This is a genomic window from Vibrio sp. 10N.222.49.C9, from assembly GCF_041474985.1.
Classification (GTDB): Bacteria; Pseudomonadota; Gammaproteobacteria; order Enterobacterales; family Vibrionaceae; genus Vibrio; species Vibrio crassostreae_C.
The window spans coordinates 112,650-137,988 of record NZ_JBFRVD010000003.1 but is presented as its reverse complement, the minus strand read 5'-3'; the positions used below and the strand labels follow the sequence as shown (position 1 = coordinate 137,988).

Here is a 25,339-nt window from a genome sequence, read left to right as displayed (position 1 = left end):
AAGGGTCCCTGTATTTGTTTGTCGTCCATGTGAAGCGGTCAGCGTATTGGTTGATAGTGTGTTAGTGATTGTTTACTAACACGCTATCGTCGAAGAGTTATCATCGAAGAGCTATCGTCGAAGAGCGACCGTTCGAACTCGCTATTAGCGAACGATGAGCATGATCTCTTCTGGAGTCATTGGCTTATCGAAGTAGCTCATGAATTGACCGAAGCCTTTGATGTCGCCATTCGAGAACTTGAATGCACCAGACTGTAGGTTGGTACCAATCACTTGTTGAGCGTTTGGACCCGCAATCAAGATTTGGTTCAATACTGCACGAGTGGTGTTGATTTGAACGTCTGCGCCTTTCACTGCCTCTTCGTGTAACTGAGCAATGCCGTTACGAATTTCGATAGTGAATGCTTCGTTAGTATCAGAGAAGTTGTACGTTAGCATCATGTTTATGTCTAACGAGTTTTCTGCGATTAGCGTCGACGTCATCATATCGAAGATTTGCTTACTTGGTAGGGCAGTTAGTACGTCTACAGAAGCAAAGCTGATCATGTTAGAGAAATCACGAGTACCTTCTAGTTCAGCTGCAGCATTCAATGCCCAGTTGCGCCAGTTGATGTTCACTTGATCTGCAGACCATGCTTTGTAAGCTTGTGCTTTCAGTAAGCGTGCTTCCATGTCATCTTTGTTTACCGTGATTGGGTAAGAAAGAATCTCTGCTGCAAAGGTGTAGTTCTCTGCTTTCATCGCCGCTTTTGCAGTGTCGATGATGTTGTCACGACCGCCCATGATCTCTACGAATGCTTTAGCGCGTTGCTCGTAAGCCATTGGCTCTAGCTGCCATGGATCCGCTTCGAAGAAACCGTTGTAACCTACGTAAATCTGGCGAACGGCGTGTGCAACGGTACCGTAGTGCTCACCTAACCAAGGGTGCTCAGCAAGGTGCTTAGGAAGTTTAACCACTTCAACTAGCTCGTCTGGCGTCATACCTTTGTTCATGTAACGGATTGTTTGGTCATGCGTGTATTGAATCGCATCACGATAAGCCGTTAATACGTCAGATACCGCTTCTTTACCTTCAACAGGGCGACCGTGAGAGTTAATCATGATCTCAGTGTCGAATTTACGCATTACGTCGATGCCCTTGAACCACATTGATGGGTCACGGAATTTAGTACCACGGATGGTGTGAAGGTTAGGGAAGTTCTCACCTTGAAGTACTTCAGCCGCGTGCAGGATTTTCTGCTCTGGGAAGTAAACCACTAACTCATCTTTAGTTTCAGATGGCACGTTCTCGATGTGCATCTTAACGCCAGCAATTTCGATTTCGATGTGGCTTTGGCTTGGTACAAGCAGGTTTGGTTCAATGAACGAGATAGCACCTTGCATGAAACGTGGACCAAGGCCGTCGTTTACTGTGCCGTGCTCACCTTCTTCTACGTGCTTAGCACCTGTGTAAGAAGTACGGTGACCAAATAGAGTACCTAGGTTTGAAGACCAGTTAGCCACTGCTGCGGTTAGGCCTTCTTCAGCGATGATTTTTACTTCGCCTGATGCTACTTCTTCATCAGTCACCCATGCACGCACACCAGAGATGTGGTCGATGTGGTTGTGAGAATAGATGATGGCTTTAACCGGCTTGTCTGTGATTTGACGGAACTGTTCTTTAACCGATTGAGCCATTTCTACCGACTCACCTGGATCAACAATGATGATGCCGTCCGTACCTTCGATCATGACAGGAGTGTCTAGACCGAAGCCGTAACCAAGGTAAATATTGTCATCCACTTTGATGATTGCTTGGTCCATTTTACGACCGTGCTTGGTGAGGATTGGATGAACGTGATCAGATTCTTCAGTGTAAGCCAGTGAGTCGCCCGTTTTCGAAACAACTTGGATGCGCTCGCCTTTGCCCCAGAACAGGTTTGACTTGTGTTCGAAAAGAACCTCGCTCTTGTAGCGAGCATCAAGGTCAATGTTTTGGTATTGCGCAGCATTTGCTGTTTGAAGTTCTTGGCCTACTTTCGATGTCGCTTCTACAGTTGGAGTTGCAGATGCAAAACCAGAAGCAAATAGAGCGCTCGCAACAGCAACAGGAAGTGCCATTTTTTTGAATGTATTAGTCATGGTAGTGACCTTATATTTGGATACAGGAATTGGATTTCTTGAGCCAAATGATAGAGGTGGGAGAGGTCGCTATCTACGCGCTAATAATATTTCAATCTATCGTTTTTTCGATGATTTGTTTGATAAACGATTGTATTGGCGATTAATTTTGATCTAAATCAATTAGTAAATGAGCTTGCAACAGATACAAAAATGCCCTGAAATTCAGGGCATTTGTTTTACAATTAGTCGCTAGTTCATGAGTGGCTGTGATACGAGTGAATAACAGCCAAATCATTGAATATTTAATTGCTTATCAAGAGCTAATCGTTTACCAAGCACCTAAGTATGACTTGTAAGATTGTAGGCGAACCGTTGCTGCACCGATTACATCGATGAAGCCCCAGAACGGATGTGGCTTCTCAGCTGAGATCCAAGCCGCGCCAGTTGAACCAATAGGGATGTTGTAACCTTCTGGTTCAATGATCTCAAGTACGATAGTACGACCTAAACCATTGCCGTTTCTTACCACGTGTTGACCGACGCTTTGTGGCCCCTGAAGTGGAGAAATACTCGACTCACCGGTACCGGCATTAAAGCTGTGTACTTTTGATCGGAACACGTGGCCTGGGTATGCATCAACGAAGAACTCAGCGAAGTCTCCTACTTGAACATAGCCATAAGTTTGGTCTGAAATACGCATCTCAAGAAACTTTTTGCTGGTGTTGTAGAGGTGCATGTTACCCATGACAGAACCTTCAGCAATATTCACTATCGATACCTGACCATCAAACTCAGCTCTAATGGTCTTTTTCTCTTGCGCCCAATTTACTTTTTGTAAATCGGCTTTTAACGACACCAGTTCAGCATGCAGCACTCGAAGATCAGAGTCGTACTTTTCTACGTCACGCATATTGAAGATTTCAGGTGACGTTTCAGCACGCTCTAAATCGCGATCCATCTGCTTGATTTGTTCTTCTTTCTGAACAATTGAAGATTCGATCTTGGCTTTATCTGCGGCAGAATTGATGTCGACGAGAGTGTAGATTATGTCGCCTTCTTTAACCATTTGGTTGTGCTCAACAAGCACTTGGTCGATCTGCTGACCAAAGATAGGTGACATCACCGCGTGTGGTGCTTTGACTGTGGTTGAGTTGGTTAAATCAACGGGTGCCCACAAGCGAGAGATTACTGCTAATACTGCAAGAATCGTTACACCCCCAATGGCAGCCCAGGTGTAGTTCTTGAAGTTCTTCTTAAGTGCGCCTGTCGCAAATAGTGACCATACAATTAGGATGTATGGAATCATCATCTCTTTCATTATGCGACCTCTTTATTTGTTGGAGTCTTTTCTTTTGAAGGCTGAGCTTCTGGAGACTGTTCTACTGGAGATTGTTTGGTTTGAGACGGCTCCGTTACTGGTTCTTCAGGTGATACGTGGACTACGGAGGCCTCTGTATTAGTCGCGTCTCGTTTAGGTTGTACACCACGGCGAATCACATCACTCAGTGATTGACCAATATGTTTCCAGTTCGCTAGCGCGATAACCAAGGCGATAACCCAGAATGTTTTGCTGATGAAGAGTCCGCAAAGTGACAGTGCAAACACGATTTGAACGTGAGCGCTTTTGTGTTCTTTTGCTTTATGCACACCCAGTTCATGTAACTGCCACATGCCGTAAACACCGGCTAATACCACAGCAATTGTCACTGAGAACAAGTAGCCAGAGAAGTACTCCATCTGGAAGAAGTTCATCATCATTTCATTGGGGTGGTTGTTGAACTGAGACATGTCGATGTCTTTAGAGTGGATTGTGCCTAATGGTGCAAGCGCCCATGCACCAGCAAACATCACTGCCATAAACAGACAGAATTTGACCAAGACCATCACAATGGCCCAGATTTTCTGCAAAACGATTTTTATAAAGTTCATATCTCAACCTACATAAATAAGAAGAGAGAATTTGCAGCCTAGAAGTTTAACTTTAACAACATCTTAAAAAGTAGGTGTTTATTATTTGGGTTGATTGATGCGCATAATAAACAAAAGTATTAGATGGTATTTAAAGTGATACTACGCAGTCCAGACAACCGATTCTCGGTATCAAGAAGCTAATGTGCTTCATTACAAATCAATCCTTGTTGGCAGACGTAAACTGAATGGCTATTTGGCTATCGAAAATATATTCGACCTGTTTTATTAGCCGCTGTCGTTATTATGTGTAATACCTCAATTATCGAGGGGCTCTTCCATGGCAGTTGACACATTGCAGTAAAAATATTCGTCAGCTTTCTGTTTGGGTTAATAATTGATTTGTTGGCAGGATAATAGGAAGAGTTTTGAGCGGTATCTACCCAGAAATACGATTTGATAATATCGTAATTACGATGAGTTGTTGTGGTTCTGAATTGGCAGGTTGAATTATTTGCTAGCGCTCAAATTCGGCTTTAAAACATTGTGAGTTAAATTGGCTTGGATCAATGAAATGATTAATAAAAGCATCAATAAGTAATTTGTCGAAATTAATCTTTTTACACAGTTTTTACAATAAAAGGAGTGATGGATATGAATGATGAATTATAGATGACTGATAATAAGTTTTGCCTGTCGGAAAAATATTCACTAAAGGTTAGAAAATTATACCGATGATGTGTCAAATATATGGGTTTAGTTTTTAGATAAGCTCCCTTCGTAGAAGATTCAATTTGAATATTGTAGCGCTAGTTACTCAAATGTATATCTCAATGACACTCAACACAGTGTCATGACAAACGAGACAATTGTGCATTTTTCGTTGTTATTGGAGAATCACTCATCGATGAGGCCCTTCTTCAAAAGTGATCGGTATGAAGGGGTGCTACTGTCTCAATTTGCGACGTTAAACGAGGGATTGTTATTTTATTTAATCGTTTTTACGATAGCATAGTGCTCATGGTCGCCTAACGAGTAATGATATATGAGCAACGAAATCCCCAACTTCAACCTACTTGCTGTGTTTTCTGCGGTGATGGAGCAGGGCAGTTTGAGTAAGGCTGCGGATCAACTCAGTACCAATCAATCGACCATCAGTACCGCATTAGCGCGCCTAAAAAAAGAGATCGGCCAAGAGCTTTTTGTTCGTAAAGGAAGAGGTGTTGCGCCTACGTCTTATGCCCAAAGCTTATACGAACAGATAAAAGCGCCGATCAATGAACTCAATGGCGTGTTTCAGTCGATGGCTAATTTTGATGAGCAATCCTCTGAGCGTAAGTTTGTGATTTCTGCACCTGAGCACTTACAGTGGGTTCTGCTCAACAGTTTCGCGGCGCTTCCTAATCAAAACTTGTCGCTAGAAGTCTTTGATCAACCAGACAGTGATGAGCGAATTTACGAAGATCTTTTGACTCAAGAGTTTGATGCGATGATCGATATTGTGGTGCCTGAACATCCAAGTATCGTCACTGAAACCTTGTATGATGGGGAGTTTGTGATCGTATGTCGATCTGATCACCCGCGAATTCAAGGGGAAATCAGCGAAGCGCAGTTCCTCAGTGAAAAACATGCTGTACTAGACAGAACCCGACGCAAAGTTCGCAGTTTGAATCACTATACGTCTTTGGATTTATCCCAACGTAAAATCGTGTTTCATGGACGCTCGCTGTTCAGTAATATCTTGCTGTGTAGCCAATCCGATTACATTACTGTAGTGCCTTTATCTATGGCCGTGCAGTTCCAAGAAAAGTTAAGTTTGCAGCTGTTCAAACCACCCTTTGAATATCAGCCGATATCTCACTACCTGATTTGGTTGAAGAAGCAGAACAGTGACCCTGCTCATAAATGGTTCAGAGAACAAGTCATCAGTACGTCAGATGCAATGTCGAAGGCGCTTAAAGATAGGCGCTTGCGGTTTTAATTGGAATCTAACCCGAAGGGAAGCATTGGCTTCCCTTTTTTGTGTCATTGAGTTCGTGTTAGTCATGAGGTTTATAACAAAAAATTATCACATTGAGAATTTTTGATAATTTCCTTAATTCTCCGATGAATCGTATTATTTCACTCAGAGATTAGTGGATAACCTCCACTTAAAATAATAACGGCGCCATGCTTGTGGTGCTAATAAGGGTGAAATATGAAATTCCTACACACAATGATCCGAGTTACTGATTTAGACAAGTCTATCGAGTTCTACACCAAGGTATTGGGAATGAAGGAACTTGAACGCCACGAAAACAAAGAGTACCGCTACACATTGGTTTTTGTTGGCTATGAGCAAGGCGGCACGACTATCGAGCTAACGTACAACTGGGATACGAATGAGTACGAGATGGGCAGCGCGTTTGGTCATCTGGCATTGGGTGTAGAAGATATTTACGCAGCATGTGACAAAATCAAATCGCTAGGTGGCAACGTCACTCGCGAAGCGGGTCCAGTGAAAGGCGGCTCAACTCATATCGCTTTTATTACTGACCCAGACGGCTACCAAATCGAACTGATTCAACTAGGTTAATCGAGGATATAACAATGACAAACGCACTATTTCAACCAATTCAACTTGGTAATATCGAGCTTAAAAACCGTATTGTTATGCCACCGATGACGCGTTCTCGCGCAACGCAACCTGGTAATTCAGCAAACGATATGATGGCGGCTTACTACGCTCAGCGTGCTTCTGCAGGTTTGATTATTGCTGAAGGCACACAAATTTCACCTATGGGTCAAGGCTATGCTTGGACTCCGGGTATCTATTCTGATGAGCAGATCGCTGGTTGGAAAAAAGTGACTGATGCCGTACATGAAAAAGAGGGCGTTATCTTCGCTCAACTTTGGCATGTAGGCCGTGTAACACACCCAGACAACATTGGTGGTGAACAGCCAATCTCGTCTTCTGCACTTAAAGCACAAAACGTAAAGGTATTCATCGATAACGGTACTGATGAACCGGGCTTTGTTGATGTGGTTGAACCTCGTGAAATGACGAAACAAGACATCAAAGAGGTGGTTGAACAGTATCGCCAAGCGGCTTTGAATGCGGTTGAAGCAGGCTTTGATGGTATCGAACTTCACGCAGCGAATGGTTACTTAATCAACCAATTCATCGATTCTGAAGCAAACAACCGCACTGACGAATACGGTGGTTCAATTGAAAACCGTTTACGTTTCCTAGGCGAAGTGGTTGAAGCTATGGTTGAAGCGATTGGTGCTGACCGTGTTGGTGTACGCCTTGCTCCGTTCACATCGTTGAATGGTACGGTTGACGCTACACCAGTAGAGACTTACACAGCGGCGGCAGCACTACTTAACCTATACAAAATTGTTTACCTACACATTGCAGAAGTTGATTGGGACGATGCACCTGAAACGCCAAAAGCATTTAAAGCAGCAGTTCGTGAAGCCTACGAGGGTGTCCTTATTTATGCGGGTAAATACGATAGCGAGCGTGGCGAAAAAGCCGTTGCTGAAGGCGTAACTGACATGGTTGGTTTTGGTCGTCCATTCGTTGCGAACCCAGATTTACCAGCTCGTATTCAAAATGGTTACCCACTTGCAGCGCACGATCCAAACACATTGTTCGGTGGTGCTGAAAAAGGTTTAACGGATTACCCAGAATACGCAGGCTAAAAACAGCTGCCTGAAGCAGAGTATTGAGATAGTATCTCGATCCTGTTGAATGTTTATAAAAAGCAACCTTGCAGAGTCGGGTTGCTTTTTTTGTTATTGGACTAAGTAAAATGATGAACGTGAAAGCGATGCGCGGAGAGCTTTACCTTCTATTTGCCACCCTGCTAGCTGGGGTGGGATGGATTGCATCTAAGCTGGTGGTATTAGAAATGCCTGGGCCAGTGTTCATTGGTGTGCGATTCCTCGTCGCGAGTCTTATTCTTCTGCCATTTTGTATTCACCATATTCGTAAGCTTTCGTTTAAGCAGATTCTGTCTCTTTGCGGCGTGGGTTTGTTGTTGTCTGCCTCATTGCAGGTATGGGTGTTTGCAGTTTCGGTGACTGAAAGCTTGTCGGAAGGGGCATTCATCATGAGCTTAGCCATGATCATTGCACCGTTTGTGTCTTGGATTTTGTTTCGAGTTAAGCCTAATCGCGCGTTTTGGATGTCTTTCCCGATCGCGATTATTGGCATGCTGTTGCTGACTTTGGGTAACGGCTGGCATGTTGAGCAGAGTCAGATTTATTTCTTACTAGCATCGATGTTGTTGTCTGTTCACTTTGTGATGAACAAGCGTGTGATTACCAATATCAAGCCTATCGCATCAATCTGTGTGCAACTGTTTGTGGTGGGTGTGAGTGGTTTAGCCTTTGCTTCTATGACAGCTCAGCCGGAGTTCGAAATCACCAAAACCTTAGTCTTCTGGTTTATTGTCTCTGCGGTGATCGCAACGTCTATTCGTTACTTGCTACAAACGGTCGGTCAGCACTCCGTGAACATGGAAGTGGCGGCATTGATCATGATTCTTGAGCCTGTGTGGACGCTGCTGTTAAGTGTGAGTGTGCTTGGCGAAAGTGTAGAGATGCAGAAGCTGCTCGGTGGGGCGGTGATCATTGCTTCACTATTTTGCTATATCAAATGGTCGAGACGAAAATAAAACACTCGGCGCAAGGCCGAGTGTGGGTTGTTTTTCAATACACGTTCAGAGTGTAATAATTTCTAAGCACTAAGCTTGCTAAGCAGTGAACGCGGTAAGATCAGATTGCCGCGACTACTTTCTGAAGTAGCTTGAGCATTTGTTGTTGCTCTTCAGCATCTAACTCGTTCATCAACTCTTTGTTTAAACGAACGGGGATAGGAACGAGTTGTTCTTCAAGTGCTTTTCTGAGCCTTATCAGGCGAGTGTTGAACAAGACTTGTCGAGTGCAGAGCAAGGGTTAAATTCTGCGAATAAGACGTGCAAAGGGTGTCACCGTACTTATCGTTCTCGCTGGTAACTATTCTAACAACGAGCTTTAAATACAGGTGGTAAAGTCGAACCCTTACCACCATAGTCCTATCGGACAGCCTTCTTTTCTTTATGCCATCAATTCGAATGCACTAGGGGCGGGAAAGGACGTGAATGAATTAGTCGCGAATAGTGACTTTTGTAATCACAATATCTTCGCAAGGCACATCTTCGTGTCCCCAGCGAATGGTTGTTGGTGCTTTCGCAATTTTGTTTACCACATCCATACCTGCTGAAACCTTACCGAATACCGCGTAACCCCAGCCAGCATTGGTTGTTGAGGTGTGATCTAGGAAATCGTTGTCATCAAGGTTGATGAAGAACTGCGCCGTTGCAGAATGTGGTGCATCAGTCCGAGCCATTGCCACAGAACCAATCACATTCTTCAAACCACGGTTTGCTTCGTTGACGATTGGGGCGCGAGTTGGTTTTTCTGTCATGTCGATAGTGTGACCACCACCTTGAATCATGAAACCTTCAATAACACGGTGAAATGTCGTGCCTTCGTAGAAACCGTCTTGGCAGTATTTAAGGAAGTTTTTCGACGTTACTGGCGCTTTTTCAAGGTTCAGTTCAATCTCGATATCGCCAAAGTTGGTGGTGAAAGTAATCATAGGGCTACCTAAAGTTGAAGTTTTACTGAGTCGTAATGACGAAAGTGGGTTGCAGTATAGGGAAAATAACAGCGGATACCAGTGATGGTTTTATTGTGGTTGAATTCTCGTCAACCACCAAAATCACGCCTGATATTGTTTAAGGAACATCTCGACACTTGAAGTAATGAGCACTTGCTTGTGTGCAGCATCCGGTGACGGCACATGACCAATGATTTGCGGCCAAAACGCAAAAGACTTAAGCAGACCAATGAACTGCGTGGAGGCGAATTGTGGGTCTAGTTCTACTAAACGACCGTCTGCCAACGCGGCTTTAATCCAGGTTGTAAGTCCACTTTCTGCTTGGGAATATTTTTCCATCGCTTGATGCGCCAGTTCTGCGTTATGGAAATACTCTGAGAACAAAACGCGTGACAGGTCGATGAAGCCTTCAGACTCAAGTAACTCAAGCTCTTGATTGGCTATCGAGGAAAGCTGTTCTTCAAGTGGCAGTTCTGCTTGATATGGGAAATGCGTTGCGGCCAGAGTTTTGCTCCAAATGCTGTCTAGAATCTCATCTAAAAGCAGTTCTTTGCTGGCAAAGTGATTGTATACGGTGCGCTTTGATACTTCTGCGCGACTCGATATTTTATCCATGCTGGTGGCCTTGTAGCCATGCTCAGTAAACTCTGCGATAGCAGCGGCAACGATCGATTCACGTTTTCTTTGGCTCAGCGTTTTTTTTACAGTCATCGGGATACTACTCAATATGTCGCGGTTAGCATTACATACGCTAATTTTACACCAGTAAGTTTACTTTTAGAACACCAATCCGCGTATTGGTAATTCGGTCGAGAGCAACTGAATCGCTTTGCAATGCACGGTGGGTATCATAGAATCGAAAGTGTATTCGAATTTTATTGATATCAACGGAAGAGAATAAACAATCAATGAGTAGTATTTTAGAGTGTATTCGTACAGTTGGACGAGGAGAAAGAGGGCGTAAGCCTTTATCGTTCGAACAAGCCTACCGCATCATGGATGAGTATTTAAGCGGAGAAGTCGGTGACGACCAAATGGCTATGCTACTGATGTTGATTCGTGTGCAGAATGAAACCAATGAAGAGATCGCTGGCTTTGTAAAAGCGTTTCAATCTCGAGTGCCAGATTTAGGCGCTGATATTGATTGGCCGTGTTATGCAGGTAAGCGTAACGATAACGCCAGTGGCAAGCCTTGGAACTTGTTGGCGGCAAAAATCTTAGCTGACAATGGCTATAAAGTGTTAATGCATGGCTATATGGATAAGCCGAGCGGTAGGACGCACGTTGAAAGCCATTTGCAAGATGTCGGTGTGCAAAGTGCTGAGAGCCCTGAACATGCTAAGTCGATTCTTGAACAAGACGGCATTGCTTATTTACCGCTAGCTAACTTTGCGCCCGAAGCACAAACCATGATTGGTTGGAAACACCGCTACGGTTTGAGAACACCAATTAACACGGTAGTTCGAGCATTGAATCCTGGTGGTGGCCGTTTAGGTCTGCGTGGCAGTTTCCATCCTGGCTTTCCACAACTTCATGCGGAAGTTGAGCATGTTATCGGAAATAAATCCCACTCGGTGATTTCATTCAAAGGGATGAACGGTGAGTCGGAATATAATCCTAAAGTTAGCCAAACGGTATGGATGAGCTCTCCTGACAAAGTCGAATCGTTCTACTGGGAAGAGATGATGAACCTAGAGCTGCCACTTCCTAGTCAATGTGTACTTGGCACATCGGCTGAAGATATGGCGCTAATGGCGAATACCGTTGTCGACAGCATGACAGCCATTCTCTTTGCAGAAACGCACGATAAAACTGAGGCATACCAGAAAGCGGTGCGCCTGTGGCATGAGTATTGTGCGCGTTAGATGGTGGTTTGTAATCAATGAGAGAAGGTCAGCGAGCGCTGGCCTTTTTATACTTGATTTCTAGCAAGGGCTTTTCGTGAACGCCCAAACAATAAAGCTACTTCACTCGCATCAAGCGATGCATTTTGTCTTCGAACTGAATCTCAATCACCTGTGAGATTTTCATCTTATCAACACGATCAAGCATTCTCGCTTGGTAATCACGTTTTTTCATCCACTCTAGCGGTTCTTTAAAGCCATCTTCATTAATCACAAACGACTGATCGGTAATAGAGTCTTCAAAGATATGAACCACCCAAATGCGTGATTGGAAATCCAATAACTCACTAAAGTAGCTTTTTAACTTAGATAAGGAATTCGTTAGATACGTTTTAGGTGGGGTTTGGGAAGACATAGTAAACCGTATTTGGACAATGAAAATCGGCAAGGGCGCCGTCTGATCATTATAGCCTTTACCCGTTAGGCTTGTCAGGTCGAATTCGGCAGCCATTCACGGCTATTGCGCTTGCTAATGCTACTATGGCTGCCAGTTAGAGATTAACCAAATCAGTGTCGGATTCACTATTTAACGAATAGGCCGAAGTCGATCTCTTGTTCTCTTTGATATTTCACCAGCTTCACTTTTAGGTCGTGTTTTGCTGCTAAATCAATGGCTAAGCATGACATGCGTTTTATCTCATCAACGCAGCTTGATATCAGCGGTTTTTCTTGATTATCGATAGTGGCGATGAGTGTGTTTTCTGTGCCGTCGTTACCTGCGTAAATATACGCGTACATGTTGTTGTCGTGTTGCATAAACTTCCTAAAACGGGATTTCTAATTATTAGTGAGGTGAAGATTACAGGGTTTATTTACGCAGGCTAGCTCGGCTAAGTAAGGTTAAGCAAGGGAAAGTAAGGCTTTGTAAGGGCTCTTTTTTTTCTTTTTTCTGGCGTTCGAAAACGTGCTCAACCCTTTGTTTGTCTCACTTTTTTGTCTTGTTAGGTTTTGCCTATCAATAAAATTGTTGAAATCCATTTAGTAAAATCAAGATTTTAGACAACAATTAACTTAACAAGATAGAAAATATATGACGCAAAGTATTTAGGGAGAACGCAATGCATTCTATTAAAGTGAAAGATTACATGACGCAGCAGGTTGTGACATTTACTCCTGATATGCCGTTAAGTCTAGCGTTAGACAAAGTGATGCGTAGCCACCATATGGGTGGGCCCGTAATCGATGATAACGAACAAGTGATTGGCTTCCTTTCAGAGCAGGATTTACTCGAGAAACTTGTGAAGGTCAGTTACTTCTGCCAAGACACACACCTTGTGGGTGACTGTATGTACCAAGAAGTGCTGTCGGTGTCACCTGACTTATCCATTATTGAATTGGCGGACATGATGCAGGTTGGAAAACCTAAAGCATACCCTGTGATCGATAATCGAAAACTGGTGGGTATTATCACCAGAACTGATGTTTTGAGAGCAATTGGCAAGAACTTGGAAGAATGCTTCAAACATCAGGTATAGTAGCGTGTTAAGAACGATTATTTTTCTCAATACTCTCAATTGAAAAAAGGCGCACTAGCGCCTTTTTTCTGTATAGCGCTTTTCTTGGTCGATCCTTTCTTTTTGGATCCCTAGCCAGTTGAACAGCTGATTAGGCTTTAGCTCTTGGGTATTCCAACTTTTGGAGGTTTCATGTCAAATCAAACGGCAAAGTTTGTTGAAGGTTCAACGATGCGCCACATATTGGTGATGTCGGGGGCTGGCTCTGTCGGTTTGATGGCGTTATTTGTGGTCGATCTGCTCGACATGCTGTTTATCAGTATGCTCGGACAGGTCGAATTGGCTGCTGCGGTAGGCTTTGCAGGTACGCTGACTTTTTTCTCTACCTCCGTTTCGATTGGTACTTCCATTGCCATGGGCGCATTAGTGTCCAAAGCCATCGGCTCAAAGAATCAAGAGCACGCTCGAAACCTAAGCACCAGTATCATGCTGACTGCGTTTGTTATCAGTTCGACCATAACTGCAATCATGTTCGCTTATATTCCAGAACTGCTAGCCGCGATAGGCGCCAAAGGGATTGCGGCCGAGCGTGCTCAAGCTTACCTACAGATTTTGCTACCAAGTGGTCCATTTTTGGCGTTAGCGATGGCGGCAGGTGCGGGCTTAAGAGCGGCAGGTGATGCCAAACGTTCGATGTGGGCAACTTTGTCGGGCGGCATTGTTAACGCGATTCTCGATCCTCTGTTTATTTTTGGTTTTGGTTGGAACATCGAAGGGGCGGCTATCGCTTCGGTTGTCGCTCGTTTCTCGGTGCTATTCTTTTCGCTTTATCCTCTTATTCGCAGCCATCAGCTGGTGGCTCCGCCTTCTTTTGTGCAATGGCGTCTTAATATTCGACCAATATTGGCGATTGCGCTGCCTGCGATTATCACTAATACTGCAACGCCTATCGGTAATGCGATTGTGACAACGGGTATCGCACAATATGGTGAGGACTTTGTCGCGGGCTTTGCCGTGATAGGTCGTCTGACGCCAGTTTGTTTTGCGGTTATCTTTGCCTTGTCTGGCGCTGTGGGGCCAATCATTGGTCAGAACTTTGGTGCTGAACGCATGGACCGAGTAAAAGAAACACTCAATAACTCATTGCTGGTTACTACGGCATACACTATCGCTGTTTGTATTCTGTTGTACTTCGTTCAAGGTTATGTCATTCAAGGTTTTAGTCTACAAGGTGATGCAGCAATCATTGTGGCAGCTTTCTGTACCTATGTGGCGTTAACCTTCACCTTTAACGGTGCGCTATTTGTTGCCAACACCTCTTTTAATAACTTAGGCAAACCGCTTTATTCGACAGCATTGAATTTGGGCAAAGCCACGTTAGGTACTCTGCCGTTCGTCTATCTAGGTTCGCAGTGGTATGGCGCTTTGGGTGTTCTTTATGGTCAAGCTTTGGGTAATGTTCTGTTCGGAATTTTAGGTATCTTGGTGCTTCGACATCATATCGCTGAACTGATGCAAGGATCTCAAGTTGATCCAGTGGAAGACGATGTGTCGATTGTCAGCCTAAACACACAGCCATTCTGTTCACACGATGCGGTTCTTATTGATGATGTATCGGCGAACCGTGAAGAGTGTGCGGAGCTTAAATCTCAGTAAGCCATCGGCGCTGGCATAATATTTTTGTTTTCTTGAAAACTTCTTCTTGACCTTGGAGTAGCCTCCAAGGTTTATACTTTTGATGAACTTAAGGTTCTGTTGCTCGTGAGTTAGCAACAACCTCAAGGCTTTTGAGTATTAAGGAGATACATTATGTGCGCAAAACATGCAGCGTGCCGCTCAGCAAAAGTGGACGTTCAACCTCAAGCGGCAGGAGCAAGTTGCTCTAGCCCTAAAATTTCAAGCATCACAGCAGCAGGTACTTCATCTGGTTGTTGTAGCTCTTCTGCTACTTCGTCATCGTCTGGAGATGATTGTTGTAGTTCGTCGGACAGTGGAGAAGAAGACAGTCAGTCCTCAACTTTATCTCTCGACGCCAAATTTTCGAAAAGTTGGCTGGTTGCCGGAATGGACTGCCCAGCTTGTGCAAGAAAAATAGAAAACGCGATCAGCAATATTGACGGTGTTATTCAAGCGAAGGTTCTCTTTGCTACCGAAAAGCTGGTTGTGAAATTCGATAATCAAAGCCTTGCTGACACCATTGAACAGGTCTCTATCAAAACGGGTTTCCCTCTTACGGAAGTCGGTTCAAAGAAAGAAAAACAACAACCTGAGACTTTTTGGCAAGCTTATATCCAACCTAATTTACAGATTATCGCGATTGCAGCGGCAATGCTGTTTGCGGCGCTTCTGAAAAGTACCTCTCCTCAATTAAGCGAAGGCTTGTTTACGGTAACTTGTCTGCTTGGTTTATATCCGGTGGCGAAGAAAGCGGTTCAGCTGGCGCGTTCAGGTACACCGTTTGCTATTGAAACCTTAATGAGTGTTGCCGCGCTGGGTGCTTTGTACCTTGGCGAAACTGCGGAAGCAGCGATGGTTCTATTGTTGTTCTTGATTGGTGAGCGCTTAGAAGCGTTTGCTTCATCAAGAGCAAGAAGTGGCGTTCAAGCGCTAATGGCATTGGTACCAGAAAACGCGACTAAGATCATCAACGGCGAGCGTGTAGAAGTAGCAGTCAGTGAACTGGTTCCAGGTGATGTGATTGAAGTGGCCGCGGGCTCTCGTTTACCTGCTGACGGCCAATTGATTACAGACGCGGCAAGCTTTGATGAAAGTGCGTTAACCGGTGAATCTGTTCCTGTTGAACACATCGAAGGCAATAGCATCATGGCTGGCGCTGTGGTGGTCGATAAAGTGGTTCGTATCACCATCACTTCAAAACAGGGTGAGAACGCGATCGATCGCATTCTTCATCTGATTGAAGAAGCAGAGTCTCGTAAAGCACCACTAGAGCGATTCCTCGATAAGTTCAGCCGTTGGTACACACCGTTAATGATGGTAGTGGCTCTGTTGGTCATCATCACACCACCATTGTTGTTTGCGCAGCCATGGGAAACATGGGTTTACCGTGGCCTAGCGCTATTGTTGATTGCTTGTCCGTGTGCCTTGGTTATCTCGACTCCTGCAGCGATTACCTCTGGCTTAGCAGCAGCAGCGAAACGTGGCGCGCTCATTAAAGGCGGCGCAGCGTTAGAGCAGCTTGGTAAAATCCAAACCATCGCCTTCGATAAGACAGGCACACTGACCGAAGGTAAGCCTCAGGTTACGGATATTCAACCTCTATCGGGGTGGCAACAAGACGCGATGCTGCGTGTGGTTGGGGCGATTGAAGTTGGCTCTACTCACCCGTTGGCGCAGTCACTTGTCGCTAAAGTAAAAGACCTGAATATTGAGATTCCTGAATCACACAACAAGAAAGCGTTGATTGGTAGTGGTGTTGAAGGGGATGTTGATGGTGTTAAGTATCAGGTTCTGTCACCGTCTAAAGTCACGTTCGAACTTGGTGCCGATGTGGTTTCTCAGGTAGAAGCATTAGAAGGTGAGGGCAAGACGGTTGTGGTTGCTCTTGAGGTTAAAGATCAAGAAGAATCAACAGAGCAAGCTACGACGGTGATTGGTCTGATTGCTTGGCAAGATACGTTACGCAGTGACGCTAAGCTTGCGATTGAACGACTTAATGAATTAGGTATTCAATCTATCATGTTGACCGGCGATAATCCGCGCAGTGCAGCAGCGATCAGTAGCAAGATTGGTATGCAGTACAAGGCAAGCCTATTGCCAAGCGACAAGGTATCCTACGTTGAGGAGTTATCTCAACAGTCGCACGTGGCGATGGTCGGTGATGGCATTAATGATGCACCAGCAATGAAAACGGCGAATGTCGGCATCGCAATGGGTGGTGGTACGGATGTCGCTTTGGAAACGGCGGATTCAGCACTGACTCATAACCGTTTAACTGAGCTGCCAGCGATGATTGAACTGTCGCAAGCGACCATGAACAACATCCGTCAAAACGTAGCCCTTGCGCTTGGTTTGAAGGTCGTATTCTTGGTGACAAGCTTGTTAGGTATTACCGGTTTGTGGGTGGCAGTTTTAGCGGATAGTGGTGCAACTGCATTGGTGACATTGAACGCATTGCGTCTGCTTCGATTTAAATCTAAAGCGGACTAAATCGAGCTCACCGACATAGAGCATTCTTAATATAAAAGCGCCTTTAGCGGTAATACGTTAAAGGCGCTTTTTGTCTCATTAATATGCAACATAGGCGTGCGGATTGCTTATTTTTGTGATGCTAATCGGTTTTTTGTGAAACTTGAATTATTGTTGCGATCATTCATGTGACATGTGTCACTTCATTTTGTAATGAGCTTGGTTAGAGTGTGTTCGTACCCCACGAATTTACTATGAGCTTAAATAAGGGTAAAAAGCCCAATAAGCCAAAAGGAGCGAACTATGTCTCAAGCTGTTTTCCACTTAGGTGTTACTGAAGCAGATCTTAACGGTGCTACTCTTGCGATCATCCCTGGTGATCCTGCTCGTGTGCAAAAAATTGCAGAAGAGATGGAGAACCCAGTATTCCTTGCTAGTCACCGTGAATACACGCTTTACCGCGCAGAGCTAGACGGCAAACCAGTTGTTGTATGTTCAACAGGTATTGGTGGTCCATCGACTTCTATCGCAGTTGAAGAGCTTGCTCAACTTGGTGTTCGCACTTTCCTACGTGTTGGTACGACTGGTGCTATCCAACCTCACGTAAACGTGGGTGACATGATTGTTTCTACAGGTTCTGTTCGTCTAGACGGCGCTAGCCTACACTTTGCTCCTATGGAGTTCCCAGCAGTGGCTGACTTTGAAGTTGCAACAGCAATGAAAGCGGCAGTTGATGAATCAGGTGCAACAGTTCACATGGGCGTAACGGCATCAAGCGATACGTTCTACCCAGGTCAAGAGCGTTACGACACGTTCTCTGGTCGCGTTGTTAAGCGCTTCCAAGGCTCTATGCAAGAATGGCAAGACATGGGCGTTCTAAACTTCGAGATGGAATCTGCAACACTGCTAACTATGTGTGCAAGTTCTGGTCTGAAAGCAGGTTGTGTTGCTGGTGTAATCATCAACCGTACTCAAAAAGAGACGCCTGATCACGACACTCTAAAAGTAACAGAAGCACGTTCAATCAAAGTGGTTGTAGAAGCCGCTCGTAAAATGCTTTAAGTCTTAAAGTGCTCTGAGTTTTAGAGAGCATTAAGTCTTCAAGTGACATTAAATTTTGAAAATGGCCGCATCGTATGATGCGGCCATTTTTTTGTGCCGTCTGAAAGTAATCAATAGAGAAAACAGACAACAAAAAAGGCGAGTGATTTAATCGTCATTCGCCTTTTTAACAATCTGCTTAAGAGCATTGAGCTCTCATGAGCTTATTGGTTTTTAGCACTCTAGATCTTCACTGCCACCCGCAGCTGTAAACCATGCCGTTAGGTGTGTTTTAAGATCTTTCAATTCGTCAGGGCCAATCAATGCAAGGCCAAGATCTTCAGCTCGTGTGATGTCGTTATGGCGAAGAGGGCGGAAGCTCACTAACATTGCACGTGCTTGTAGGCCACCTAGCAGGTCTCTAAGCGATTCCAGTTTGTACAAGGTGTCATCACCATCATCACGCATGCCTTTGGTCTTACATTCGATGATGTGCAGCTTATTGTTCACCACAGAGGCAACATCAAGCTCGTTACGAACCTCACGTTCACCCAGTTGACGGTATACCTGAACATTCAAAGAACGGTCTTGAATGGTCGGCATGTCATCTTGGATCTGCTTAACTGTGCTGTGAACCAATGTTTCAAGCCATTCACCGTTTGAGAAGCGGCGCGCGTCTTCGTTGGCAAAGGTCAAAATACCATTGTCGTAAGTCGCAATTTTAGCTTCAACCAAATCGCTCAACAGCATGTTGAGCTCGCGATAGCCTTGTTGCTTCTCAGATAGGCCTACATCAAGTTTTTGTTCTTTACGGCAGGTCGTTGCTAGGTAGTTCAATGTCGCAAGGCCAGGGCCTAGTTCGAGTGCGTTACTTGCCCAACGTTCACCCAGTTCATAAAGTTTCTGATCCAGTTGCGGAGACAGCTGAACATCGCTGAATTCACCGCGAGCACCGAACACAGTTAGGTAGTCGTCGATAGTGATGCGGTCTTGAACTTGTGCGTCTTCTTTACCATTAGGGTACAACCAGCAAAGCTTGTCGCTATTTGGTTCAACCACGAAGATTGGCCAGTGGTAAGTACGGAATACTTCGTACACAGAAAGTAGGCGGTGACGGAGGCCACAACTTGCGTTGAGCTTCACTTCTTGACCGCGTGCTTTGAGGTCTTCGGCAAGGGTTTGGATAGATTCTTTAATGACAGATGTATTTACGATGGTCGGAATTTCGAAAAACTCACTCGTAATGTCGCGCTTGTGCAAAACGCTGTCTAAACGTTTGTACATACTGACTTGATTTTTGTCACCGATAAACACGATGTGAGTGCTGACCGTTCGGTTATCAAGTAATGGGGTGAGCAAGCGAATGGGGTCTTGATCGATAATGCCAACATGAACAGCCATATAAATTCCTTAATAGCGGCTCGCTCATAAAGGTGAAAGAAAAAACGGGAAGCAGCAAGCCTTAATAATCATATAATGACAAAGCTCATAAAAAACAAGGGCAACCCTTGATAAAAGTTGCCCTAGCTCAATTAGTCACCACTATTGGGTAAGAAGTCTCAACAATCTCACTAAATATCTATCGATTCTTCATTTATCTATAGTTTGAATTGATGTACTAAATCACCTTGTTGATTCGCCAAAATTGTTAGGTTTTGGCTTGCCTCCGCAATTGAAGACATCGCTTGGTAACTCTTATCTGCGATGTGGTTGATGTCTTCGATGTTGCGTGCAATATCACCAGACGTTTCACTCTGCTCAGCGGCTGCTTGAGAGATGTGTGTACTCATGTGGCTGATCTCTAGAATCAAGGCTTGGATCTCTTCCATCGCACTGTTTGCACTTGAAGCTTGTTGAACCGACATGTCCATATCGCTCATACAGCTTTCAATTACGTTACTTGCAGTTTTCGAGCTTGATTGCAGATTGCTGATCATAGTCTCGATTTCAGAGGTTGATTGAGTGGTCTTCTGTGCTAGCACTCGTACTTCATCGGCAACGACTGCAAAACCACGACCTTGTTCACCTGCACGCGCTGCTTCGATTGCCGCATTAAGTGCAAGTAGGTTGGTCTGTTCAGCAATACCACGAATAACGTCAAGGATTGAACCAATCTGGCTACTCATCTGTTGTAGCTCGCCTACAGCGCCCACTGATTCAGTAAGGCGAACTTCAAGCTGATTAATGGTGCTGATGTTGGTGTTCATGATCTGACGACCAGACTCAGAAGCCGATTCTACTTGTTGAACCATGGTGAGTGAGCTTTGCGCGCTGTTCGCCACTTCTTGTACAGAATGAGACATCTCTGTCATTGCGGTCGCAACAGTCGCGGTTTGCTCACGTTGGCTGTTCAATTGTGCCTGCGTTTCAGATGACGTCTTCTGGTTGACACTTGCAGTCTTAGTTAAGTCATCTGAAGCATCATTCAACTTCACAAGGATATTGTGCAGGTTGTCAGCCAAGGTGTTGATGTGACGGCTCACGCGGCTGAATTCGTTGTCGTAGCGAATATCGATACGCTGAGTCATATCACCTTCAGTTAGACCTTCTAATGTACCGAGGATGCGAGTTAATGGCTCTCGTACGCTGTGTGCAATGTGGTAACCAATCGCAGCAGCGAACACAGTCACAACAATGCCAATGGCAATCGCGTTGAATAGGCCTTTGTCGTAGATGCTGCTTGCGTCAGCGAGTGATGAGTTAAGTTGCTCTTCAGCGGTCACGTTGAATGAGTCCAAAACAGCCATCGCTTGGTCAACTTCTAGAGCTAGGTTAGCGATGTTCACGTACAACGCTTGTTTGGCTTGTAGGTAGTTGTTGTGTTTGTCTAGTACGCCACCTTTCTGACCAACGTCTTTGGTGAACTTCTGAACCGACTCATCGAAGACATTTTTAAGTGCTGGTAGTTGTGTTGATAGACCTCGATAAGCGTAGTTAAGATGAGTAACGGCCTTTTTGTTTTGGTTAAGGGCTTTTTGAACGAAGGCAACATCAGAGCTAGCAAGTGCATCAGAGGTAATAACTTCTGCGTCTTGCAGTTTGATGAAGTAGCTCTTTGCCATCACTTTTACAGAGATGCTTTTTTGGTCGGCAACGTACTCTTTCATACCAACGGTTAATTCTGAATGTAAGCGTTGGAAGTCACGAGACGCTTTTTGTACTTGTTCTTGTGCTTCGAACATCGCGACGTAGTTGTTCATCGCTTCGTCAGCTTCGGCGAAGTAGCGTTCTTCCATTGCTCTTAATTGCGCGATACGTTCAACAAGTGAAGCATTGTTTTGGCTTGCCGCTTCTAAACTACCGAGAACTTCTGAAAACGAGTTTTGTGATGCAGCAAATTCTGTACGCATTGCAGACATGCGTTCAGCGTTTTGTGTGGTTAAGAAATCTTTGAATGACTTATCAGCAGAAAGCAATTGAACACTCGTTTGATTTGAAAGCGCGACAAGTGGTAATGAGGTTTCTGAGACACTCTCAAAATTGCTGTGTATCTGATTCATGCTGTTCATCATGATGGTTATCGTGACTGCGAACATGATGATGATCAGTGCGAAACCAGCGTACATACGCTTGATCACAGATCCCTTCATGGCTTTCTCCCTAAATAAAAATGCAGACCTAATGTCAGGTCAAAGTAAAACTAACAAAATTATCAGCATTCTATTGAGCTCGGCTTACGCATTTTATGACGCACACGTCAAAAATAGCGCTCAGTTATAACCAACATGCCATTCTTGAGAGCTAAGGCTCGTTTTCTTTGATTTGAACGGTGTTTTTTATTATGCTTTAAAGCAGATTTATTGTGGTTTGATGCGGCATAGCGCATACTCAAAGCATTAAAAAATAAATGTTTTATCGGAGAGAAACATGGCTGAAGAAACCATTTTTACTAAGATCATCAACAAAGAAATCCCAGCAGATCTACTATACCAAGACGATTTAGTAACCGCATTTCGCGATATTAACCCTCGCGCGCCAAGCCATATCCTAATCATCCCAAACAAGCTGATTCCGACAACTAACGATGTTGAAGTCCAAGATGAAGCGATGATGGGGCGCATGTTTACTGTTGCTCGCAAGTTAGCAAAAGAAGAGGGCATTGCAGAAGATGGCTATCGTCTTATCGTGAACTGTAACTCTCACGGTGGCCAAGAGGTTTATCATATTCACATGCACTTGGTTGGCGGCCGTCCACTTGGCCCCCTATTAATGAGCTAATAAAAAGTTAATGAGCTAATGAAAAGCTAACGAGTTAATGAAAACTAATGAGCTAGTTTAAACGCGCTCATTAGTGGGTTAACACAAGTAGTTAGTTGGAAAATTTGTAGTTTGTATGCCAACTTTAAGTTCTATCTGTTGTCTGAACATCGGCATCGCCTAGGCAGAGGCTAAATCAGTAGGGTTTCAACTGGCTTGAGATCCTTTTTACAACGCGTTTCGTTTTGATAATGAGACCATTAAAGGTCAGCAGACCCTAATAAAGTAGGCATTTTAAACATGCACGGAGACGATAAGTGAAGCAACAGTTTAGATTCGCTTCCATTGCCCTGTTATCGGCGTTGACCGTAGGTTGTGCGAGTATGTCTGCAGGAAGCCTGTTCAGTCATTACAGCGCACAAAACAAAGCGATCTACCAAGCCGTTAAATCTGGAGATTATTCAGAGGCTCAGCAAGAGCTACCAGATTACGCGGCAGGCGACATCCTTGATAACTTTGAAAGAGGCAGAATTAATCTGCTGGATCAAAAATACCCTGAGAGTAAGGCTTCGTTTGAAGTGGCTGATCAGGCGGTTACTGAGCAGCAACGCAAAGCCGTGATCTCAATCTCAGACAGTGCAACCAGTGTGGGTGCGTTGGCTGTGAATGACAATATTACCGAGTATGTGCCAGCCGATTACGAGTTGGGCTTTCTTCATCTGTATCTCGGTTTAAATTACCTCAAGAAAAACGATTTAGAAGGTGCGGTGATTGAAATGCGTCGCGCCAACCAAGTTCAAGAACAAGCGAAGAAGCAACGCGAGGCTGAGTTAGACAAAGCAGCCAGCGATGCGAAGAAGCAAGGCTTGTCTGCCAATGTGGGTAGCATCCTTGCCAATTACCCTGATGCGGGTAAGAAACTGCAGTCAGTACAGAATGCGTATCTGATGTTCTTGTCTGGTCTGCTTTATGAAGCGTCAAATGATTTAAACAGCGCCTACGTTGACTATCGTCGTGCTTTGGCTGTGATGCCAGATAACCAAGAAATCATCGATAGAACCATGGCAACAGCCGCTCGTTTAGGGATGCGACAAGATTTAGCAACATTAGAAAAACGCTATAAGCAATCTTCTAAACTTAGTGCAGGTGAAGGGCGAGTGATTGTTCTTCAAGAGCAGAGCGCTGTGCAAGCTATGGACAGTTGGCGACTGGATTTGCCTGTTTATGACAGTCGCGATCAGGGGGCAATATACTCTCTTGCGCTGCCATATTACCCAAGTCAAAACGTAGAGCGTTTTTCTGCCTTGCGAATCAGCGGACAGCCGCTACAAGAACATTTGATCACTGATGTAAACGCGATGGCGCAGAACGATCTATCGGAACGTATGACAAGCATTGTTATTCGCCAAGCGCTACGTGTAGTCGCGAAAGATCGCATTCGAAAAGAAGCAACCAAAGGCGATGATGTCGGTAATATTCTGTTCAACGTGTGGAACACACTGACAGAGCAACCAGACACTCGCAGTTGGCAATCATTACCTGCAGAGATTAAGAGCAGTACGTTTGTAGCAAATAGCGGTCAATATACGTTGGAAGCGGGCGCTAAAACGTACGACTTTGATATTCGAGAAGGGCAGACCACCTTGGTGTGGATTTCTCGACAAGGAAACAATGCAACAATGTGGCATAAACAGCTAGGGAGGCTGTAATGAAAAAGTGGTTAGTGAGCTTAGCAGCGGTTATGGCTCTGGCTGGTTGTGCTGATAATACAGCTGGCGTAAGGGTCGATAGTCTGACTCAGAACGTTTTCTTTGGTGACAAGGTATTGGGCAGCCGTTTACAGGTTGAAGATATTCGCACCGATCTGGTCGACGGTCATACGCGAGGAATCGTTCGTTTAAACAGTAACTATAAAGGCGATCAACATATTCTTTATCGTTTTTACTGGTACGACGATGCCGGGCTTGAGGTCAACCTTAAACAAGGTCCTTGGAAGCAAGCGATTGTTCGTGGTTTTGAAAGTATTTCGTTGTCGGAAGTGTCGGTAAACCCGAAAGCGACTCAGTTCAGAGTCCAGTTCCGAGAGCAGTAAGTTAGATTAAACGGGTCTCATGATTCGTAAATACAAGAATTTAAGAGTGTGGGTAACCCCGCTCAGTGATAAGTTGAGGAAACAAAATGAAAAAGAGTGTCATTGCGCTACTAGGTTTAGCGGTTATTTTAGGCGGTTGTTCAAACAAGGTAAGCTACGGTGATGCACAAGCAGTAGAAACCACGACAATCGATTTCGGTTCAACTGACCTTCAAACGATTGCGGGTGAAATGGTCGATAGCATGATGGCGTCTGGTTCTGTGTCTTACATTACTCGTGAACAGCGTCCAATCGTGTTTGTAGAGCGAATCAAGAACAAAACAAGTGAGCACATCGATACTGAGTCAATCACTGACACTATCAGTACTAAGATGCTGAACTCTGGTAAGTTCCGTTTCGTTGATATGGACCGTGTAGAGTCTGTTCGTGACCAATTGAACTTCCAAAACAACGATGAGCTTGTAAACCAAAGTTCAGCGATTCAATTCGGTAAAATGGTTGGTGCTCAGTACATGCTGTACGGCAACCTATCAAGCATCGTTAAGAAAGCGGGTAGCGATGAAGACGTATACTACAAAATGACGATGCGTCTAATGGATCTTGAGTCTGGCTTGATTGAATGGGCTGACGAGACTGAAATCCGTAAGCAACAATCTAAGAGCCTACTAGGCCTTTAATTTCGCTTACTTGCCAACTATGTGCAGCCGGATTTGACAATGTCTAGTATTGGCAGCGCTTAATCTTGACAGCGTATAGCTTGGTCACACGCCAATGCAGTGCATGATGTGCTGTTTATGAAGAGACACTGGCTTTTGGTCAGTGTCTTTTTTGTAGGGAATGAAGA

The 25,339-nt window shown here is 44.6% G+C and carries 22 protein-coding genes and 2 pseudogenes; 14 read left to right on the top strand and 10 right to left on the bottom strand.

Annotated features, from left to right (window positions below):
• Nucleotides 1-144 precede the first annotated feature (144 nt).
• The 3 genes from AB4585_RS01195 to AB4585_RS01185 all read right to left on the bottom strand — a co-directional run bounded on the left by AB4585_RS01195 (nucleotide 145) and on the right by AB4585_RS01185 (nucleotide 4,032).
• Entirely contained in the window at nucleotides 145-2,121 is a 1,977-nt protein-coding gene (locus tag AB4585_RS01195; protein ID WP_372169245.1) for an alkyl sulfatase dimerization domain-containing protein, read from the bottom strand.
• A gap of 310 nt (nucleotides 2,122-2,431) precedes the next feature.
• Nucleotides 2,432-3,421: an efflux RND transporter periplasmic adaptor subunit gene (locus tag AB4585_RS01190; RefSeq protein WP_372169244.1), complete on the bottom strand. Its 990-nt coding sequence runs from the start codon at nucleotides 3,419-3,421 to the stop codon at nucleotides 2,432-2,434.
• Nucleotides 3,421-4,032, bottom strand: a complete 612-nt coding sequence (locus AB4585_RS01185) for a magnesium transporter (protein ID WP_372169243.1) — start codon at nucleotides 4,030-4,032, stop codon at nucleotides 3,421-3,423. The genes AB4585_RS01190 and AB4585_RS01185 overlap by 1 nt, the downstream gene beginning before the upstream one ends.
• Nucleotides 4,033-5,056: 1,024 nt before the next feature.
• On the opposite strand from AB4585_RS01185, the gene AB4585_RS01180 reads away from it, so the two are divergent.
• The 4 genes from AB4585_RS01180 to AB4585_RS01165 all read left to right on the top strand — a co-directional run bounded on the left by AB4585_RS01180 (nucleotide 5,057) and on the right by AB4585_RS01165 (nucleotide 8,675).
• Nucleotides 5,057-5,992 carry a LysR family transcriptional regulator gene (locus AB4585_RS01180; RefSeq protein WP_372154896.1) on the top strand — a complete coding sequence of 312 codons (936 nt, stop codon included), beginning with the start codon at nucleotides 5,057-5,059 and terminating at the stop codon, nucleotides 5,990-5,992.
• A gap of 216 nt (nucleotides 5,993-6,208) precedes the next feature.
• Nucleotides 6,209-6,586, top strand: coding sequence for a lactoylglutathione lyase (gene gloA / locus AB4585_RS01175; RefSeq protein ID WP_017066787.1), 378 nt, complete (start codon nucleotides 6,209-6,211; stop codon nucleotides 6,584-6,586).
• Between the two features lie 14 nt (nucleotides 6,587-6,600).
• Entirely contained in the window at nucleotides 6,601-7,698 is a 1,098-nt protein-coding gene (locus tag AB4585_RS01170; RefSeq protein ID WP_017065285.1) for an alkene reductase, read from the top strand.
• Between the two features lie 110 nt (nucleotides 7,699-7,808).
• Nucleotides 7,809-8,675 (top strand): DMT family transporter, encoded by an 867-nt coding sequence (locus AB4585_RS01165; protein ID WP_017060207.1) that lies wholly within the window; start codon nucleotides 7,809-7,811, stop codon nucleotides 8,673-8,675.
• A gap of 100 nt (nucleotides 8,676-8,775) precedes the next feature.
• Here AB4585_RS01165 and AB4585_RS01160 read toward each other — a convergent pair.
• Nucleotides 8,776-8,901 (bottom strand): annotated as a pseudogene (locus AB4585_RS01160) (MarR family transcriptional regulator); the annotation flags it as partial.
• Between AB4585_RS01160 and AB4585_RS01155 the strand changes: the two are divergent.
• A pseudogene (locus tag AB4585_RS01155) lies at nucleotides 8,899-9,015 on the top strand (cytochrome c); the annotation flags it as partial. The pseudogenes AB4585_RS01160 and AB4585_RS01155 sit on opposite strands and share 3 nt — an antisense overlap.
• 130 nt (nucleotides 9,016-9,145) lie before the next feature.
• On the opposite strand, the gene AB4585_RS01150 reads toward AB4585_RS01155, so the two are convergent.
• Together AB4585_RS01150 and AB4585_RS01145 are read right to left on the bottom strand one after the other, a co-directional pair.
• Nucleotides 9,146-9,640 carry a peptidylprolyl isomerase gene (locus AB4585_RS01150; protein WP_017060208.1) on the bottom strand — a complete coding sequence of 165 codons (495 nt, stop codon included), beginning with the start codon at nucleotides 9,638-9,640 and terminating at the stop codon, nucleotides 9,146-9,148.
• A gap of 123 nt (nucleotides 9,641-9,763) precedes the next feature.
• The gene (locus tag AB4585_RS01145; RefSeq protein ID WP_017066785.1) at nucleotides 9,764-10,372 is read right to left on the bottom strand and encodes a TetR/AcrR family transcriptional regulator; all 609 of its coding nucleotides are present in this window, start codon (nucleotides 10,370-10,372) and stop codon (nucleotides 9,764-9,766) included.
• 167 nt (nucleotides 10,373-10,539) lie between these two features.
• Between AB4585_RS01145 and AB4585_RS01140 the strand changes: the two genes are divergently transcribed.
• Nucleotides 10,540-11,526, top strand: a complete 987-nt coding sequence (locus AB4585_RS01140; RefSeq protein WP_081324522.1) for a glycosyl transferase family protein — start codon at nucleotides 10,540-10,542, stop codon at nucleotides 11,524-11,526.
• Nucleotides 11,527-11,623: 97 nt separating this feature from the next.
• Here AB4585_RS01140 and AB4585_RS01135 read toward each other — a convergent pair whose 3' ends face one another.
• Together AB4585_RS01135 and AB4585_RS01130 are read right to left on the bottom strand one after the other, a co-directional pair.
• Nucleotides 11,624-11,920, bottom strand: a complete 297-nt coding sequence (locus tag AB4585_RS01135; RefSeq protein ID WP_029235295.1) for a hypothetical protein — start codon at nucleotides 11,918-11,920, stop codon at nucleotides 11,624-11,626.
• Between the two features lie 167 nt (nucleotides 11,921-12,087).
• Nucleotides 12,088-12,321, bottom strand: coding sequence for a hypothetical protein (locus AB4585_RS01130; protein ID WP_017060212.1), 234 nt, complete (start codon nucleotides 12,319-12,321; stop codon nucleotides 12,088-12,090).
• Nucleotides 12,322-12,623: 302 nt separating this feature from the next.
• On the opposite strand from AB4585_RS01130, the gene AB4585_RS01125 reads away from it, so the two are divergent.
• The 4 genes from AB4585_RS01125 to udp all read left to right on the top strand — a co-directional run bounded on the left by AB4585_RS01125 (nucleotide 12,624) and on the right by udp (nucleotide 18,227).
• On the top strand, nucleotides 12,624-13,040 hold the full coding sequence (locus tag AB4585_RS01125) for a CBS domain-containing protein (RefSeq protein ID WP_017060213.1): 417 nt from the start codon (nucleotides 12,624-12,626) through the stop codon (nucleotides 13,038-13,040).
• 171 nt (nucleotides 13,041-13,211) lie between these two features.
• Nucleotides 13,212-14,675: an MATE family efflux transporter gene (locus AB4585_RS01120; protein WP_372146651.1), complete on the top strand. Its 1,464-nt coding sequence runs from the start codon at nucleotides 13,212-13,214 to the stop codon at nucleotides 14,673-14,675.
• 153 nt (nucleotides 14,676-14,828) lie between these two features.
• On the top strand, nucleotides 14,829-17,186 hold the full coding sequence (locus tag AB4585_RS01115) for a zinc/cadmium/mercury/lead-transporting ATPase (RefSeq protein WP_029236439.1): 2,358 nt from the start codon (nucleotides 14,829-14,831) through the stop codon (nucleotides 17,184-17,186).
• 282 nt (nucleotides 17,187-17,468) lie between these two features.
• A complete protein-coding gene (gene udp, locus AB4585_RS01110) occupies nucleotides 17,469-18,227 on the top strand; it encodes a uridine phosphorylase (RefSeq protein ID WP_017065292.1) in 759 nt (252 codons plus the stop codon).
• Nucleotides 18,228-18,440: 213 nt separating this feature from the next.
• On the opposite strand, the gene AB4585_RS01105 is transcribed toward udp, so the two are convergent.
• Nucleotides 18,441-19,607, bottom strand: a complete 1,167-nt coding sequence (locus AB4585_RS01105) for a DUF1887 family protein (protein ID WP_017060218.1) — start codon at nucleotides 19,605-19,607, stop codon at nucleotides 18,441-18,443.
• Nucleotides 19,608-19,804: 197 nt separating this feature from the next.
• Entirely contained in the window at nucleotides 19,805-21,796 is a 1,992-nt protein-coding gene (locus AB4585_RS01100; protein ID WP_017068093.1) for a methyl-accepting chemotaxis protein, read from the bottom strand.
• A 277-nt stretch (nucleotides 21,797-22,073) separates the two neighbouring features.
• Between AB4585_RS01100 and hinT the strand changes: the two genes are divergently transcribed.
• From hinT to lpoB, 4 genes are all read left to right on the top strand, one after another.
• A complete protein-coding gene (gene hinT / locus AB4585_RS01095) occupies nucleotides 22,074-22,424 on the top strand; it encodes a purine nucleoside phosphoramidase (RefSeq protein WP_017060220.1) in 351 nt (116 codons plus the stop codon).
• Between the two features lie 296 nt (nucleotides 22,425-22,720).
• A complete protein-coding gene (locus AB4585_RS01090; RefSeq protein ID WP_017065296.1) occupies nucleotides 22,721-24,112 on the top strand; it encodes a COG3014 family protein in 1,392 nt (463 codons plus the stop codon).
• Nucleotides 24,112-24,495 (top strand): YcfL family protein, encoded by a 384-nt coding sequence (locus tag AB4585_RS01085; protein ID WP_017060222.1) that lies wholly within the window; start codon nucleotides 24,112-24,114, stop codon nucleotides 24,493-24,495. The genes AB4585_RS01090 and AB4585_RS01085 overlap by 1 nt, the downstream gene beginning before the upstream one ends.
• 86 nt (nucleotides 24,496-24,581) lie before the next feature.
• On the top strand, nucleotides 24,582-25,172 hold the full coding sequence (gene lpoB / locus AB4585_RS01080; protein WP_017060223.1) for a penicillin-binding protein activator LpoB: 591 nt from the start codon (nucleotides 24,582-24,584) through the stop codon (nucleotides 25,170-25,172).
• Nucleotides 25,173-25,339: the final 167 nt, after the last annotated feature.